Source organism: Piscinibacter sp. PDB5-1 (assembly GCF_056676035.1).
In genome coordinates this window covers 1,278,096-1,290,990 of record NZ_JBWVZL010000001.1, presented here as the reverse complement: position 1 = coordinate 1,290,990, position 12,895 = coordinate 1,278,096, and the positions used below count along the sequence as shown (strand labels likewise).

Sequence of the window (12,895 nt, the reverse complement as noted above, 5' to 3'; positions counted from 1 at the left end):
AAGATCGAACGACGTCTCACGGGAGATCGCCGTCACGGGGCCACGGAATGCGTCTGCAGGAATTCGGCAGGAACGCTGAATGAATGAAAGACGCCGGCCAGTGCGCCGACGATGAGCGCTGAGAGCGCCGCGCCTGTCACGAGTGCGGCCCACAGTGTCAGCGTGCGCGAGCCGTCGTGGGCCGGAAGAACCTGGTGCGCCGCACACGCCAGATGAACGCTCAACGCAAGGATGCCCGCAGCGTAATACGGCCCGAAGAAGCCACGCACCGAGGCCACATGCAGGCCTGCGGCGGCGTAGTAGATGTTGGTGTCCAGGCCGAGCGCCATGCGCCCGTAGATCACAGCGCCCACATGCACCAGCAGAAACAGCGACAGCACAATGCCCGACGCCGCCTGGAGCCAGGCAACGAACCCGCGGCGACCCCGCCAAGCGCGAACGACCCGCCACAAGCCGCTGCCCACCTGAGATGCGACGCACACGAGCAGCACCGCTTCCACCCCCGGTTGCCGGTAAACGAGACGTGCGGCCTCCATGAAGGCGATGTGCGCCTCGACACTCGACAGGGCCGCCAGATGGTTGATCAGATGGACGGCGGCAAACGCTGCCACCAAACATCCGCTTGCGCGATGAACGAGGCGGGCATCCATGTGCGTCGTGATTTGGGCTCTTCATGAGCGGGTTGTGATGGGTGGCCCCTTGAGGGCCGAGCGATCGACAGCGCGCCTGCTGCCAAACACAATGTAGAGATGAAGGGCACCCGCGTATTGAACAAAACGGACACGCCACGGGCCGCAGCGTCCAGCGCCGCTTTGCGGCCGAGTGGTCAGTCGCAGTTCATCGCACCCCGGCTTTCGCTCGGTTCGTGCCTTCGCGGCTTTGTCGCGCGCAGCACCGTGGGGCGTGACCTGCGGCCTGATGAGCGCTTGAACCACCTGCCCGCCACGCCAGCGTGCGCGATCACTTGGTTTGTCCAGGGCACGGCCGAATGGTCAGACCAGCGGGTGCCGGCCCAGCGAATCTCGTTCTGCGGGCCCAGGACGAAGCCTGCGACCTCATTCAACCCTGGCCCCGTCGAGTCGCTCACCCTGCTGGTGATGCCCGACGCACTGCACGCATTGACCGGCTTCGATGCGGCCCGCTATGTGGACCGCGCGTGCGGTGACGTGGCCGAAGTGTTCGATACGGCGTGGCTCGGCATGCTGCATGCGGTGCTTGAAGAAGCCACCCTCGAAAGCCGCATCCGCCTGATCGAGAACTTCATCGAGCCCCGGTGGCGTGCGCTTCGAGCACCGGGCTGGAGCAGCGCGTCGAGCTATCGCGACTGGGTTGAAGGGCTGGCGGTGAGGGCGCTGACTGCAGGTGTCGGGCGGAGCGTGCGTCAGACCCACCGCCGAATTCGCGCTTGGGCCGGCCTGCCGCTCGGCACGCTCACCGGGCTGGCGCGGGCCGAACGTGCGTTGATTGATGCGCAAGCCGACCAAGCGCTTCGTCGGCTTCGATGGAGCGACCTCGCTGCCGAGGCCGGCTACGCAGACCAGCCCCACCTGTGTCGCGAGGTACGCCGCATTTCAGGCCTCAGCCCGAAACAATTGCTGGATCGGATCGACAGCGACGAATCGTTCTGGGTTTACAGACTCTGGCAGTGAGGGGGCGTGCTGTGCCACAGGACTCACGGGCCTTCAGGGCCTGAGTGTGCAGACCGCTCGCGGCAACTCGCCTTGGCGATCACTTGCGGTATGTGGGCCGAGTTCGCTGAGCGCCGGCTATGCAGCGAACTCAGCCATCACACACCATGGCGGATCAGTCGGACTACTGCGCGCGCTCTACCTTGATCAAGCCGTTTGCCAGCATCTGACGGCGCACCTCTTGAATCTCACGATTCAGTTGGGCTAGGTACTCGTTGGCGACCATGGAGAACAGGTCTTCGCCGACTTTTTCCAGTTTGATGTTGAACTCGCCGATCCTGATCCGCTGTATGAGCTTATTGAAAGCACTCTTGACGGCATTCGGACTGTCGTCGGATAGCGGGATCTCAACAGGGCCTTGCTCTACATTGATTTTTAGGAAGTACTTTTCCTCAACGCACTCCACTGTTGCATCAAGCGTGACCATAGATTCTCCCTCTCTCTCCAAATGCGTCTTTTCCGCCTTCGAGTGTGCGCATGCTGACCACCTTCCAATCACGCAGATCTTCACGCTTGGCCACGTTCACCAAATTGTTCGTGAACGGGTTACCCATGAAGGTGCTGTACCCCTCTGGTCCATGAGTTCGGTATATCGAGCAATACGGCAACGTCCTCACAGCGATGTTGGCATCGTGTGTTGAGATGAATACTCTCCGGCCTGACTTCGCTCGCTCCCTGATGAGCGGAACGATCACGTCGTTGATGTACTCGTTCCCGAGACTCTTCTCGGGTTCATCGAGAATGTAGACGTCCTTGTCGGTCCCGAGCTCCTTTTGCAGCATCACCATCGACGCCTCGCCACTTGAGGGCGTATAGGGCAGTCCATCCAGAGTGAAGTACCTCTTGAAAAGAAGCAACTCATAGACCGTTTTGACGTCATCAACTCCCTCGATGGCGTTGAGCTCGGAGACGTGGTGGAACAGGTCGTCTTGGAACACATGCTTGCCGACCTCTCGTAGAGCGTTGGCAAACTTCTTCTGGATCCCCTTCTTCACGGGCGTAAGGCTGGAGATGTCGCCGTCGGTAACTTTGCCGTTCTGAAAGAGGAACTGAGTAACGAACGTCAATTCGCCCTTGCCTGAGCCGAGATTGCCAACGATCTCCTCTTCATTTGCAATCGCTGACGATAGGCTCTTGCCGATCTCATTAATACTGGCCGCAATCTTGATGCGGTTCATCGCATAGTCACGAAAGCCCGTGGTGATGGGCTTCGCGGGCGAGCCTGTCTTGCGTTCTACTTCGATCCGGAAGGTCTTGATCGCCGAGTTGAGCAACGCGATCTCTTTCCAATCTACGAATCCCGACCACTCCTTCCCAATGAGCCGGTCAAGAAGCATCCCGAGGATGCGCTGAAGCTCAGTGAATTCGTCCTCCGTGAGCTCATTCTTCACGAGGGGATCACCCGTCACTAAGGCAGAAAATGCCCCGATCTTTGAGGCAGTATCGTGGTACTTAGAGAAGTTCCGCTCTGCCCCACCTTCCTCCTGAGTGTCGATGTTCTTTAGCAGGATCAGCTTGGCATTCTTGTTTGAAACAGTGGACTCGAAGAACGCCTTGAACTTAGCTACGCTTGTGACGTCCACTTCGGCAGCGCTACGAACCACCTGAATCTCATCCTGGCAGTAGCTGATGCCGTAACTGTTGAGATTGATGCTAAGGCCCTTGCCTTTGATATTGAACATCTCATCGAGACGCCCACTGGCAGACTCATAGACGTTGGCATCGATCCCGTTCGTCGTGTAGTGTTTGGCAATGGCTTCGAGGATGCGAGACTTCCCGGTGCCCTTCGGCCCAAAGATGATGTTGATGTCGTTGAACACCCTGATGTTGAGCGGCTTCCCGTCTTCGAAGGGGACCAGCGTGAGTTCCTCAGACGTCTTGCGATCCATTGCCGTGTTGATCGTCGTTGGGTCCTTCTTTAAAAGCAGGCAGAAGTGCTCGAAGCTATCGATCGGCAGACGTAGGTCAGGCAACGCATGAGCACCTTCGACATACTTTCCCCAATCATGGATGTCGGAGCCGTAGATCGATGACCGCCCATGCGAAATGTGAATTCCAGCGGAGATGGCATTGCTCACCTCTTTAAGGATGCTCCATTTGTTCCGCGCTCCCGCTTCAAGCACTGCAAGCATGTCATCCGAGACGCTCGGCCGCTTCTGCTTGTAGTGCGCGACATAGAGCGGTTCCATCGCATCAAATGTCGCGAGAACATCCGGAATCGTCACCTGGAACGAATCTGGCGTGTGGCCGCTTGTTAGCGCAGTCACTGCTGCGGCGAATTGCGTCGCCAGCCGGGGCGAGGTAATGACTAAAAGGTGGCCTCTAACGGGCCCGTCGTAGACGTCGAGCTCCACGCCTGGCCAGACCTGAGCCGCCGTTCCTATGCGCGTCTGAATTGACTTGAACTGAGAGAGGTCGAACACGTTGTGATTTGTGATCGCGACGACCCCGACTTCTGTCGATAGGATTGCGTCACAGAAGTCCTCTGGCGAAATCTCTCTCGTCTGCGCGTCACCGGATTTGCATTTCCTGGTGTGTGTGTGGATGTCAATTTTCACGGCGCGCATCTCCCTGTATGGGTTCCAGACGGTCTACTAAAAGGTCGCGGGATCATATTCCTGTCTCTTTAGTACGGACGTCAGTTCGATACCCAGCGCTTCTTTCTCATTCCCTTTTGGGGATGATTTCTTAGTTCTGCAAGGTCAGCCGCCCATAAGTCGCCCGTGTGGACACTCTGATCTAGCTTTGATGTATGTCCGCTCATGGCCGATTGCCGCCGGACCGGGGCGATGGTTTCGGGTGGCTGCGTCACAGAAGCGGCAAAACAGGAGCGTCGGAACGGGTTGCTCATTTGCGCCCGAAATGCGCAGCCTTTCTCTCGGCCTGCTGTCGCAGAGGCTCTCCCTGTTCGTGCCGAGCCTTTGTCTACCGAAACCTCGTACGGAAGCTGTGCTCACGTCAGACGCATTGCGCCGGTGACATGCCGGCGGCACTGCGTCACTTGTTCTCAAGTTGCCAGGACGCTGTGAACTCGCTGCGCTTGAGCGCTCTTGGCGCCACCCCACTCAACCCAGCCGGCACTCGATCTGCTCGAACTGCGGCCGCAGGGTGTCGGCGGCCTCTCTCAAGCGTGCGTGCACTGGCGCACCGGCCGGGCGCTCCGCCTCGCGGCAGGCTTGCAGCGCGTAGCGGCGCACGCCGGCGTTGGCGAGGTCTTGGCCCATCTGTTCGAGCACGCCGGGGGCGAGCAGGGCGCCGTGGGCGGTGGTGCGGCATTCGAAGGGCACCTGGGCTTCCTGGATCAAGCGCAGGCTTTCGCGCACGGCGGCGGCCGAGCCTCGGGCCGAGGCGCCGGTGATTTGCCGGTGCTGGGCTTCGTCGCCGAGCGGGGCTTTGATGTCGAGGCCGACCCAGTCCACCAGGGGCAGCACGCGGCGCAGGCGCAGGGGCAGCATGCCTGCGGTGTGCAGGCCGATGCGAAAGCCCATCTCGCGCACTTCGCGCGCGGCTTCGGGCAGGGCCGGGTCGAGCGTGGGTTCGCCGCCGCTGAAGACGATGGCGTCGAGGCGGCCACGGCGGTGGTCGATCCAGTCGCGCAGCTCGTGCCAGGGCAGGCCGGGCGTGCAGGGGCTGGGCGTGCGCGATTGCAGGTGCGGGTTGTGGCAGTACACGCAGGCCCACGGGCAGCCTTGCACGAAGACCACGGCCGCGAGCGCGCCGGGGTAGTCGAGCGTGGTGAAACGCTGCACGCCGCCCACGCGCAGCGCATCGGCGCGGGCGTCTTGCATCAGTGGCTCGCGGTGGTGGGGGCGGTGCTGGCCGGTGACGCGGCTGCGAGCCCGGCGCGCGACTCTTCGAAATGCAGGCGCTCGGCGAACTCGCCTTTCTTGCCGGTGTTGAACGAGGCGACGGGGCGGTGGTAGCCCATCACGCGGGTCCACACCTCGCAGGGCTGGCGTTCGTCGTCGCGCAGGGTGACGGGTTCGGGGCAGAGGAAGGTTTCGGTGCTCATGCGGGTCTCCGGTTGAAGGTGAATCACGCGGTCAATGCGAGGCGAGTTCGCGGCGCTTCTTGGCGAGCCGTTCTTCGTCGCAGGTGGGACAGAAGTCGTGGCGACCGGCCAGGTAGCCGTGCGTGGGGCAGATCGAAAACGTCGGCGTCACGGTCACGTACGGCAGCCGGTAGTTGGTGAGCGCGCGCCGCACCAGCTCGCGGCAGGCGGCGGCGCTCGACAGGGGCTCGTTCATGTACAGGTGCAGCACGGTGCCGCCGGTGTACTTGCGCTGCAGCGGCTCTTGGCGTTCGAGCGCTTCGAAGGGGTCGTCGGTGAAGCCCACGGGCAGCTGCGACGAGTTCGTGTAGTACGGGTGGTCGGTGGTGCCGGCCTGCACGATGGCGGGGAATCGCTTGCGGTCTTCTTTGGCGAAGCGGTAGGTCGTGCCCTCGGCGGGGGTGGCTTCGAGGTTGTAGAGGTGGCCGGTCTCTTCTTGAAACTGCACCATGCGGTCGCGCACGTGGTCGAGCACGCGTTCGGCGAAGGCCTGGCCCCAGGCCGAGGTGATGTCTTCGCGGTCGTGCGACAGGTTGCGGATCATCTCGTTGAGCCCGTTCACGCCCAAGGTCGAGAAGTGGTTGCGCAGCGTGCGCAGGTAGCGGCGTGTGTACGGGAAGAGCCCTTCGTCGATGAGGCGCTGCACCAGCTTGCGCTTGATCTCGAGGCTTTGCTTGCCCAGTTCGAGCAGCTCGTCGAGCCGCGCGAAGAGCGCGCGTTCGTTGCCGGCGTACAGGTGGCCCAGGCGTGCGCAGTTGATGGTCACCACACCGACCGAGCCGGTCTGCTCGGCCGAGCCGAAGAGGCCGTTGCCGCGCTTGAGCAGCTCGCGCAGGTCGAGCTGCAATCGGCAGCACATCGAGCGCACCATGTGCGGTTCGAGGTCTGAATTGACGAAGTTCTGGAAGTACGGCAAGCCGTAGCGTGCGGTCATCTCGAACAGCAACTCGGCGTTCGGGTGAAACCAGTCGAAGTCTTTGGTGATGTTGTAGGTGGGAATGGGGAAGGTGAACACGCGGCCCTTGGCATCGCCGGCCGTCATGACCTCGATGTAGGCGCGGTTGATGAGGTCCATCTCGGCCTGCAGCTCGCCGTAGGTGAAGGGCATCTCGACACCGGCGATCACCGGCACCTGTTCGCGCAGGTCTTCGGGGCAGGTCCAGTCGAAGGTGAGGTTGGTGAAGGGCGTTTGCGTGCCCCAGCGCGAGGGCACGTTGAGGTTGTAGATCAGCTCCTGGATGCACTGGCGCACCTGCGCGTAGCTCATCGCGTCTTTGCGCACGAAGGGCGCGAGGTAGGTGTCGAAGCTGCTGAAGGCCTGCGCGCCGGCCCATTCGTTTTGCAGCGTGCCGAGGAAGTTGACGATCTGGCCGACCGCGCTCGACAGGTGCTTGGGCGGGCCGGCCTCGACCTTGCCCGGCACGCCGTTCAGCCCCTCGTGCAGCAGCGTGCGCAGCGACCAGCCGGCGCAGTAGCCGCTGAGCATGTCGAGGTCGTGGATGTGCAGGTCGGCCTGGCGGTGCGCACGGCCCACCTCGGGCGGGTACACGTGGTCGAGCCAGTAGTTGGCGACCACCTTGCCCGACACGTTCAAGATCAAGCCGCCCAGTGACCAGCCCTGGTTCGCGTTGGCGTTGATGCGCCAGTCGCGTTGCTGCAGGTATTCATCCATCGCGGCCTGCACGTCCACCAGCGACTGGCGTGCGTCGCGCAACTGCCGGTGCTGCTCGCGGTAGACGGCGTAGGCGCGCAACGTGTGGCGGTGGCCGGCCTCGAAGAGCGCGGCCTCGACCGCGTCTTGAATCTGCTCGATGTGCGGCAGCGGCGTGGTCATTGCGCGCACGCGTGGCAGCACGGCCTCGTCGGTGAGGCGCTGGGCCTCGGCGTCGCCGAACTCGCCGCTGGCGGTGCCGGCACGCCGCAGCGCGCTGACGATCTTGAGGGCGTCGAAGGGGGCGAGGCGGCCATGCCGCTTGAGCACGTGGCTGGGCAGAGAGGCGGTCATGCGGGGGTGTCCTTGATGAGGGGGCGGTGAAGGGGCAGGGCACTCATGCGCGACCGGGCCACAGCGGGCCGATCGCATCGAGCGTGTTCTTGATGGCGAGCGCGAACTCGGTGTCGCCTTCCATCAGCAGGGCCTGCTCGAAGAACAGGCGGTCGGCGTCTTGCTCGCCGCGCAAGAGCGCGTGCAAGGCGGCCACGCGCGCGCGGATGCGCACCACCGGTGGCTCGTGCGCCGGTGGCACCGAGAAGCCACGCGGCCCCATGCGCAGGCGCACGCGCAGGCCGGGTTCGATGAGGCCGATCTCGACGCAGCGGCCGGCGAGCAGCACGCGCTGGTCGGCGTCGAGGCGGGGCCAGAGCAGCGCGTCGAGCGCGCGGGCGGCGACGAACGAGGGCGGCTGCACCGGCAGGCGCTGCACCACGCGGCGCAGGCGGTCGGTGAACGGCCGCGCCCAAGACGGGGTCTGTGAGGCGGCGGCAGGGGTGGGGGCGGGGCTCATGCCAGCTCCAGGCCTGCGCGGCGGTGGGCGAAGCCATTGGCCCGCGCGCCGGGCAGGGGGAATGCATCCAGCGCGGCCATGGCCTCGTCGGCATCGGCGCCGTGGTTGAACACCGCGTCGAACAGCGCCACCACTTCAGCGAAGCCCTGGCTGCAGGGCGACAGCCGCAGGCGCTGCACGCCGGCCACCGTGAGTGCGGCCCGCGCATCGAGCAGGCAGTGCACCGCGGCCGACTGCGTCTGGATGCCGTTGAGCACCAGGAAGGGCTGGCCTTCTTCGGTGCTGAGCAGCAGGCCGTCGGTGTCGTCGTAGCAGCGGAAGGCGCATTCGTCCTTCTTCAAGCGGTGGTGGCGCGCCGTGAAGCAGCGGGCCGAAAACGCCAGCGGCATGCGGCCGAAGGCGAACACCTCGGTCACCAGCGGCCCGGCCGCACCCGCCACGCGCTCGTGCGCCGGGTTGATGCGGCCCACCGCGTCGAGGGACAGTTCGAGTGGCGGCACCCAGCGCGCAGCGCCCAACGAGGCCAGCTCTTCCAAGGCCGCGCGGTTGTACACATTCACGTGCGGGCCGATCACGAAGGGCGGCGCGGCGGGCGCATCGCGCCGTGCCAGCACGCCCAGCGCCGAGGCATCGCCCGCCTCGACCATGAACTCGTGCTGCTCGCACACCCGTCGCAACGCGCGCAACTCGGCCTCGCCCGCCACCAGGCTCTGCGTGGCCAGCACGACGGTCTTGCCGGCGGTGGCCAGCTCGCGGGCGAGCGCCAGCCAGTCGGCCAGCTTCACTTCGTGGCGGCGTGCGCACACCACCTCGCCGAGCACCACGGTGTCGGCCGGGCCATCGGCCATGTCGGCATAGAACTGCAGCGTGGTGCTGCGCGGCCAGGCGTATTGCAGCGGGCCGATCGTGAAGCCGGTCATGAGGTCGGTCCTGAGGCCCATCGCGGGCTGTGCGGTGTTCATCGCCAAGGCCTTTCATACGCGCCCAGCGTGTGCTGCTGGCCTTCGGCCCAACGCGCTAGCGATGCGTTCCAGCCGGGTTGCACCGCGTAGCGCGTGTCGGTGTCGAGTTGGTCGAGCGCGGCGCGCCACACGCGCGTCACCTCGGCCACATAGGCCGGGCTGCGCTGGCGGCCTTCGATCTTGATGGCGGCCACGCCCGCCTGCGCCAGTTGCGGCAGCAGGGCCAGGGTGTTGAGGCTGGTGGGTTCTTCGAGCGCGTAGTCGCGCGTGCCGTTGACGACGAAGCGGCCCTTGCACAGCGTGGGGTAGCCGCGCGGCTCACCCGCGGCGTAGCGGTCGATCAGCACACCGCCCAGGCGCGCGCTCACGCCGTCGGGGCCGTCTTCCCAGCGCACGGCCTTGGGGGGTGAACACACGCCGGCCGTGTTGGGTGACTGCCCGGTGGCAAACGACGACAGCGCGCAGCGGCCCTCAACCATCACGCACAGGCTGCCGAAGCCGAACACCTCGACCTCGGCCTCGGTGTGGCGCGCGACGTGCTGCACCTGCGACAGCGTCAACACGCGCGGCAGCACCGCACGGCGAATGCCGTAGCGCTCGCGGTAGAACTCGATCGCCTCGCCGGTGGTGGCCGAGGCCTGCACCGACAGGTGCAGGCGCAGCGTGGGGTGATGCGCGCGCGCGTAGGCCATCACGCCCACGTCGGCCACGATCAGCGCATCGACCTGCGCGGCGGCGGCGCGGTCCACCGCGCGTTGCCAGGGCGTCGTGTCGCACGCATCGGCAAAGGTGTTCAGCGCCAGCAGCACCTCGCGGCCGCGTGCATGGGCGTAGCGCACGCCTTCGCGCAGTTGCGCATCGTCGAAGTTGAGGCCGCTGAAGTCGCGGGCGTTGGTGGCGTCCTTGAAGCCGAGGTACACCGCGTCGGCGCCGGCATCCACCGCCAGGCGCAGCGCGCGCGGCGAGCCGGCCGGGCACACCAGCTGTGGCTTGCGTGGGCGCAGCGCGTCGCTCACCTCAGGCACCCCGGCAGGCGCAGCCGCAGCATTCGCCGGGTTGACCGGCCGCGGTGCCTTCGGCCAGCTTGCCGATGCGCACGCGCCACTGCGCGGGGCCGGTCTCGAGGTAGGTCCAGTCGAACCGGCCCAGGTGCCGTGCCTCGAACTGGCGGTACAGCGGCACCGGGTCGTGGTCGTTGAGCAGTTCGAAGCCGCTGCCCGCCGGCAGCGACTCGAAGGTCGAGAAGATGAACGCGTGGCGTTGCGGCGGGGGGATCTGGCGCACGTCGATCTGGGCGGTGGAAGCGGTCATGGGTGTCTTTCAAAGCGGTGAATCAGCGGGGCTCAGACTACGCAGCGCCCCCTGCACACGCCTTGAACAAGTTCAAGAAACGTGTTCGCCCCGCGGCCGCCAAGAAAGGCCCAGTTGATCGAGGGCAAGCTTCCCGCGTAGCCTTCGGTGGTCGTCCCTGGTGGCACGCCCGACCGTTGCCTGCGCCCTGCCCATGCCGATCCGCCTTCACCTGCGCGTGGTGTCCCGCTCGATGCGGGTCAAGCTGAGCCTCACGGTGGCGGCCCTGGTGCTGCTGATCTTCGGCACCCTCGGGCACGTGGCCGGGGGCTGGGTCCAGCAGCACGCGATGGAGCTGCATTCGAAGCGACTCACCGACACCGCCTTGCGCCTGGCCAGTGGGCTCGACTTCGGCCTGTATGAACGGCTGCGCGAGGTGTCGAACCTCGCGGCTTCGATCCGCGCGCTGCCGGTGACCGGCTTGCGGCAAGCCGACATCGACCAGCTCAAAAGCACCTACCCGCACTACGCGTGGATCGGCCTCACCGACGCGCAGGGCACCGTGAAGACGGCCTCGGGCCGCATCCTCGAAGGCACCAATGTCAGTGCGCGCGATTGGTGGCGGCGCGGCCGCGAGGGGCCGTCCGTGCTGGACGTGCACGACGCCAAGCTGCTCAAGCCCTTCATTGCCAAGGACCCCAACGACGAAGGGCCGCCGCGCCTGATCGACGTGGCCGCGCCAGTGGTCGTCGAGCAGCGCACGGTGGGGGTGCTGGGGGCGCACCTGCACTGGGAATGGGCCGAAGAATTGCACGCGCAGGTGAACGAGACCTTGCAGGCGCGCGAGGGCATCGAGATGTTCATCTACAACGCCGAGGGGGCCAACCTGCGGCTGCTGCCCGGGCAGACCGAACAGCTGCCCAGCGGCCTGGCCGGCCTGGCCAACGGGTCGGCCCAGGTGGTGACTTGGTCGAACGGCAAGCGTTACCTCACCGCCGCCGTGAAGCGCGCGGGTTTCCGTGACTACACCGGCCTGGGATGGACAGTGGTGGTGCGTCAGCCCGAGGCCATCGTGGGGGCGCCCGCGCGGGCGTTGGTGTCCCAGTCATGGATGGCCGGCGTGGCTGCGGCTGTGCTGCTGATGGGCTGCCTGTGGTGGGCGGCCGGGCGCTTGCTCGACCCCTTGCGCCGCGCGGCCGCCCTCGCCGAAGCGAACACCGACGACGCCACCGGCAGCGACGAGGCCTCGAAGCTGGCCAACGCGCTGACGCGGCTCGTCGGCCAGCTGCGCCAACGCGAGCAAGACCTCACCGCCCTCACGAATCAACTCGAAAGGCGCGTGAAAGACCGCACCGCCGAACTGGAGCTTCGCAACGCCGAGCTGTCGGGGCTGACGCGCGTGATCACGCACGACGTGCGCGCCCCGGTGTTGAGCATCGGCCAGCTGCTGGAGCTGTCGGCATCGAGTGCCGTGGTGGACCGCGAGCGTGCCCTGCAAGCGGCCACCCGCGAGTGCCGCCACGTGGCCGACGTGATCGACGCGCTGGGCGCGTTGATGTCGAGCGAAACGCAGCCGCTGAAGTCGGCACACATCGACATGACCGAGCTGGCCACCGAAGCGGCGCGGCGCCAGCGTGCGGCACTCGGCTACACAGGCGAGGTGTCGATCGACGCCCTGCCGCCGCTGCAGGGCGATGCCGTTCTCATGGGCGAGGTCATGGGCAACCTCATCGGCAATGCAATGAAGTTCTCGCGCGCGGCCGCGCACCCCAGGGTGCATGTGAGCGGCGGTGGTGACGGGCACACGCTGAGCTACCGCGTGACGGACAACGGCATCGGCTTCGATGCCTCGCGCGCGCACCAGTTGTTCACGGCCTTCTCGCGCCTGGTCAACGATGCGCGTTACCCGGGCACCGGCCTTGGACTGGCCATCGTCAAGCGCATCGTCGAGCGGCACGGGGGGCAGGTCCGCGCGCACAGCCGGCCTGGCGAAGGCGCCGAGTTCAGCTTCAGCGTGCCGCAGGCCAGCCGGGGCGCCGCCGCGACGGACTCACCCGAGGTCGGCGCCGAGGCCTGAGCCACGGTCGGGCGCCCGCGCGCCGATGAACTTTACAAAGGCTTTACCTGCGGGCGCTGAACGAGCGTCAACGTGCGCTGCGGCACACCGTTGAACCGTCTGCCTTCACCCTCAGGAGACATGACGTGAAATCACTTCAACGGGTTCTGCGCCTTGGCGTGCTGTTGATCGTTGGCGCGGCCGCCGCCGGCTGCGTGGTGCTGCCCTATGGGGGCCACCACCGCGGGCACGGCCATGGGCACGGCCACCGCTACAGCGAACCGCAGGCGCCCACGGTCATCATCGACGGGCACCACCACCGGCATCACCGGCACCGCTGAGCG

General features: G+C 65.7%; 13 protein-coding genes. 3 read left to right on the top strand and 10 right to left on the bottom strand.

Going from position 1 to position 12,895, the window contains the following annotated elements; genetic code table 11:
* Positions 1 to 32: 32 nt before the first annotated feature.
* Positions 33 to 650 carry a hypothetical protein gene (locus AC1KAT_RS05805; protein WP_480323710.1) on the bottom strand — a complete coding sequence of 206 codons (618 nt, stop codon included), beginning with the start codon at positions 648 to 650 and terminating at the stop codon, positions 33 to 35.
* Positions 651 to 749: 99 nt separating this feature from the next.
* Between AC1KAT_RS05805 and AC1KAT_RS05800 the strand changes: the two genes are divergently transcribed.
* Positions 750 to 1,649: an AraC family transcriptional regulator gene (locus AC1KAT_RS05800; RefSeq protein WP_480323708.1), complete on the top strand. Its 900-nt coding sequence runs from the start codon at positions 750 to 752 to the stop codon at positions 1,647 to 1,649.
* Between the two features lie 163 nt (positions 1,650 to 1,812).
* Here AC1KAT_RS05800 and AC1KAT_RS05795 read toward each other — a convergent pair whose 3' ends face one another.
* From AC1KAT_RS05795 to AC1KAT_RS05755, 9 genes are all read right to left on the bottom strand, one after another.
* Positions 1,813 to 2,115, bottom strand: coding sequence for a hypothetical protein (locus AC1KAT_RS05795; protein WP_480323706.1), 303 nt, complete (start codon positions 2,113 to 2,115; stop codon positions 1,813 to 1,815).
* Positions 2,102 to 4,246 carry a hypothetical protein gene (locus AC1KAT_RS05790; RefSeq protein ID WP_480323704.1) on the bottom strand — a complete coding sequence of 715 codons (2,145 nt, stop codon included), beginning with the start codon at positions 4,244 to 4,246 and terminating at the stop codon, positions 2,102 to 2,104. Before AC1KAT_RS05790 ends, AC1KAT_RS05795 begins: the two co-directional genes overlap by 14 nt.
* Positions 4,247 to 4,753: 507 nt before the next feature.
* The gene (locus tag AC1KAT_RS05785; RefSeq protein WP_480323702.1) at positions 4,754 to 5,476 is read right to left on the bottom strand and encodes an anaerobic ribonucleoside-triphosphate reductase activating protein; all 723 of its coding nucleotides are present in this window, start codon (positions 5,474 to 5,476) and stop codon (positions 4,754 to 4,756) included.
* A complete protein-coding gene (nrdD, locus tag AC1KAT_RS05780) occupies positions 5,476 to 5,700 on the bottom strand; it encodes an anaerobic ribonucleoside-triphosphate reductase (RefSeq protein WP_480323700.1) in 225 nt (74 codons plus the stop codon). The genes AC1KAT_RS05785 and nrdD overlap by 1 nt, the downstream gene beginning before the upstream one ends.
* A 31-nt stretch (positions 5,701 to 5,731) precedes the next feature.
* Complete coding sequence (locus AC1KAT_RS05775; protein WP_480323698.1) at positions 5,732 to 7,744, bottom strand: ribonucleoside triphosphate reductase; 2,013 nt, start codon at positions 7,742 to 7,744, stop codon at positions 5,732 to 5,734.
* 43 nt (positions 7,745 to 7,787) lie between these two features.
* Positions 7,788 to 8,243 carry a ubiquinone anaerobic biosynthesis accessory factor UbiT gene (gene ubiT / locus AC1KAT_RS05770; RefSeq protein ID WP_480323696.1) on the bottom strand — a complete coding sequence of 152 codons (456 nt, stop codon included), beginning with the start codon at positions 8,241 to 8,243 and terminating at the stop codon, positions 7,788 to 7,790.
* Positions 8,240 to 9,163: a U32 family peptidase gene (locus tag AC1KAT_RS05765; RefSeq protein ID WP_480323694.1), complete on the bottom strand. Its 924-nt coding sequence runs from the start codon at positions 9,161 to 9,163 to the stop codon at positions 8,240 to 8,242. The genes ubiT and AC1KAT_RS05765 overlap by 4 nt, the downstream gene beginning before the upstream one ends.
* A gap of 38 nt (positions 9,164 to 9,201) precedes the next feature.
* A complete protein-coding gene (gene ubiU / locus AC1KAT_RS05760; RefSeq protein ID WP_480323692.1) occupies positions 9,202 to 10,221 on the bottom strand; it encodes a ubiquinone anaerobic biosynthesis protein UbiU in 1,020 nt (339 codons plus the stop codon).
* Position 10,222: 1 nt separating this feature from the next.
* A complete protein-coding gene (locus tag AC1KAT_RS05755; RefSeq protein ID WP_480323690.1) occupies positions 10,223 to 10,516 on the bottom strand; it encodes a DUF2249 domain-containing protein in 294 nt (97 codons plus the stop codon).
* Between the two features lie 193 nt (positions 10,517 to 10,709).
* Between AC1KAT_RS05755 and AC1KAT_RS05750 the strand changes: the two genes are divergently transcribed.
* Positions 10,710 to 12,572, top strand: a complete 1,863-nt coding sequence (locus AC1KAT_RS05750; protein WP_480323688.1) for a sensor histidine kinase — start codon at positions 10,710 to 10,712, stop codon at positions 12,570 to 12,572.
* A 125-nt stretch (positions 12,573 to 12,697) separates the two neighbouring features.
* Positions 12,698 to 12,892 (top strand): hypothetical protein, encoded by a 195-nt coding sequence (locus tag AC1KAT_RS05745; RefSeq protein ID WP_480323686.1) that lies wholly within the window; start codon positions 12,698 to 12,700, stop codon positions 12,890 to 12,892.
* Positions 12,893 to 12,895: the final 3 nt, after the last annotated feature.